We start from the raw sequence: 2,068 nt of genomic DNA, 5'->3' as shown, positions 1-2,068 counted from the left end.
CGGCTGGCCGACGACCTCGTCCAGGAAACGTTTCTGCGGGCGCTGCGCAGCCTTCGTGAAGGCGGAGGATACGAGATTCGAACTCGTGAGGGGTTGCCCCCAACACGCTTTCCAATTCTCCCGAACCCTGTCCGCCGGCGTCCGTACCCGTTCTGACCTGCGGGGAAGCGAACCGTTGGGCAGCGGCCGAACCCAGCCGGACGGGGGTGAACGAGACCAGAACTGAGACCAGGGCCGGGCCGGGCCATGCGCCGAAACAGGTGCCCGGGGGCGCTGGTGGCCTCGAAGACCGGGCTCTCCCGGGTCCATCAGCAGACTCCGGGCGAGCTGCGCCATCCGCCCCGCCTTAGGCCGGGAGGAGTCGTGGGGCCCGTTGCTCGACCAGCCCCGGGCAGAGGACAGCGACTTCGCGCGCCCTGCGTCACCTGTTCGGTGGTCAGCCGGCCTGGCCGTCGTCGTCCTGCAGGAGTTCGACGATGATCTCGATGCCGAGCGCGTAGGCCGGCGTGCCCGAGGTGATGAGCGCGGTCTCGGCGACTCCGATGAGGTCGGCGATGCCGGCGCCCGCGTGGAGTGCTCCCCGGGCGTGGATCCGGGCCGGTTCCGCCCGACCGAGAGCCAGCAGCTGCCCGAAGTGGACCAACTGTTGCACTCGACCACCGAGTGGGCTGTCGGCCAGCACGATGTGGCGCAGGGCCGTGAACGCCTCCTCCGTGGGGAGCCGGCCGAAGGCCTGGGCCACCCGCAGACGGTCCTCCACCGCGCCCGGGACGGCTCCGAGCGTCGTGCGGTAGCGGTCCCGCAGGGCTTCGGAACGCTCGGCGAAGGTGTGGTCGGTCATGACGAGACCCGTGCGATCGAGGCCCGGACGGCCTCCAGAGCGCCCTCGGGGAAGTCCACGGCCCCGCCGATCGCCGCGGCGGCGATCTCGGCCTCGGCGCTTTCCTCGATCGCCACCACGAGGTGGCCGGCAGCCGCCGCGTCCGGGCCGAACACCAGCAGCCCGTGGTTGGCCAGGAGGACCGCGGCCGTCGTCGGGCGTCGTTCCAGGACGTCGGCGATGCCCCGGACCGACACGTCCGACCCGCGCGGCCCCCAGGGCACCACCGGTACGTCCTCGGGCTGTCCGAAGCGGAGCATCGGTTCGGTGCGGCACGGCAGCGGCCGGTGGGCCACCGCGAAGGCCGTCGCGGCGGGTGAGTGGGTGTGGATGATCGCGCCCACGTGCGGGCGGGCGCGGTAGACGACGCTGTGCATGGCGATGATCTCGACGCTGACGGAGCGCAGTTCTCCTTCCAGGACCTGCCCGTCGAGACCGACGGTCGCCAGCTGGTGGGGTTCCAGGTCGCGGACGAATCCCGGGGTCAGCAGGAAGCGGTCGGCGTCGAGCCTGACGCTCAGGTTGGCGTGTCCGGAGTGCGACATCACCCCCGCCACGAAGAGCTGCCGGGCAGCCTCGACGAGCTGGTGGGCCCGGCTCGTCACTTCAGGTGCGTCTGTCATCTCTTCATCTCCCAATTCTCTGTCGGCGGCGGCCGGTTCGCCGCCGCTGCACGTGCCAGCCACTCTGCGACTTGAACTAAGGTTCAAGTCAAGCGTCGGGCCGGTGCGACGAGATGACGAGAGAAAGGGGAGGGGCGAAGCTTGCGTATGACGATCGGTCAGCTTGCCGAGATCGCCAACGTTCCCGCGTCAGCCATCCGGTTCTGGGAACGCCACGGCCTGCTGCCTCCGCCCGAACGGCAGGGTGGGCAGCGGCGCTATCCGCCGCAGGCCGCGGAGCGGATCGTGCTGTTGCGCAAGTTCCAGCAAGCCGGGCTGAGCCTGGCCGAGGTCAGGGAGTTCCAGCAGGACCAGCCGCGCAGGCAGGCGATGATCCGCGCCAAGGTCGCCGAGATCGAGCAGCGCATGGTCGATCTCGACCACGCCCACCAGCTCCTGACCCATGCCCTCCAGTGCAGCAAGACGGACATCGTCAGCTGCCCGACCTTCCGGGAACAGATGGCGACGTGGAGTCGGTCCAGCTGACGGCAAAGACCGCGACCACGGGACGACGAAGGCCCGGACC

At 70.1% G+C, this 2,068-nt stretch carries 3 protein-coding genes; 1 reads left to right on the top strand and 2 read right to left on the bottom strand.

Annotated elements, in window-relative coordinates; translation table 11 throughout:
• Positions 1-436 precede the first annotated feature (436 nt).
• Together ACFU7Y_RS43350 and ACFU7Y_RS43345 are read right to left on the bottom strand one after the other, a co-directional pair.
• On the bottom strand, positions 437-841 hold the full coding sequence (locus tag ACFU7Y_RS43350; protein ID WP_224278737.1) for a carboxymuconolactone decarboxylase family protein: 405 nt from the start codon (positions 839-841) through the stop codon (positions 437-439).
• A complete protein-coding gene (locus ACFU7Y_RS43345) occupies positions 838-1,503 on the bottom strand; it encodes a class II aldolase/adducin family protein (RefSeq protein WP_224278739.1) in 666 nt (221 codons plus the stop codon). The genes ACFU7Y_RS43350 and ACFU7Y_RS43345 overlap by 4 nt, the downstream gene beginning before the upstream one ends.
• A gap of 147 nt (positions 1,504-1,650) precedes the next feature.
• On the opposite strand from ACFU7Y_RS43345, the gene ACFU7Y_RS43340 reads away from it, so the two are divergent.
• On the top strand, positions 1,651-2,028 hold the full coding sequence (locus ACFU7Y_RS43340; protein ID WP_224278741.1) for a MerR family transcriptional regulator: 378 nt from the start codon (positions 1,651-1,653) through the stop codon (positions 2,026-2,028).
• The last annotated feature ends 40 nt before the right edge of the window (positions 2,029-2,068 follow it).

This window comes from Kitasatospora sp. NPDC057542, from assembly GCF_042801945.1.
Classification (GTDB): Bacteria; Actinomycetota; Actinomycetes; order Streptomycetales; family Streptomycetaceae; genus Kitasatospora.
This window is presented reverse-complemented; position numbering and strand designations above follow the sequence as displayed.

Bases quoted from the DNA above. Each gene is read 5' to 3' on its own strand.
- ACFU7Y_RS43345 (WP_224278739.1), bottom strand. From the start codon at position 1,503: ATGACAGACGCACCTGAAGTGACGAGCCGGGCCCACCAGCTCGTCGAG.
- ACFU7Y_RS43350 (WP_224278737.1), bottom strand. From the start codon at position 841: ATGACCGACCACACCTTCGCCGAGCGTTCCGAAGCCCTGCGGGACCGC.
- ACFU7Y_RS43340 (WP_224278741.1), top strand. From the start codon at position 1,651: ATGACGATCGGTCAGCTTGCCGAGATCGCCAACGTTCCCGCGTCAGCC.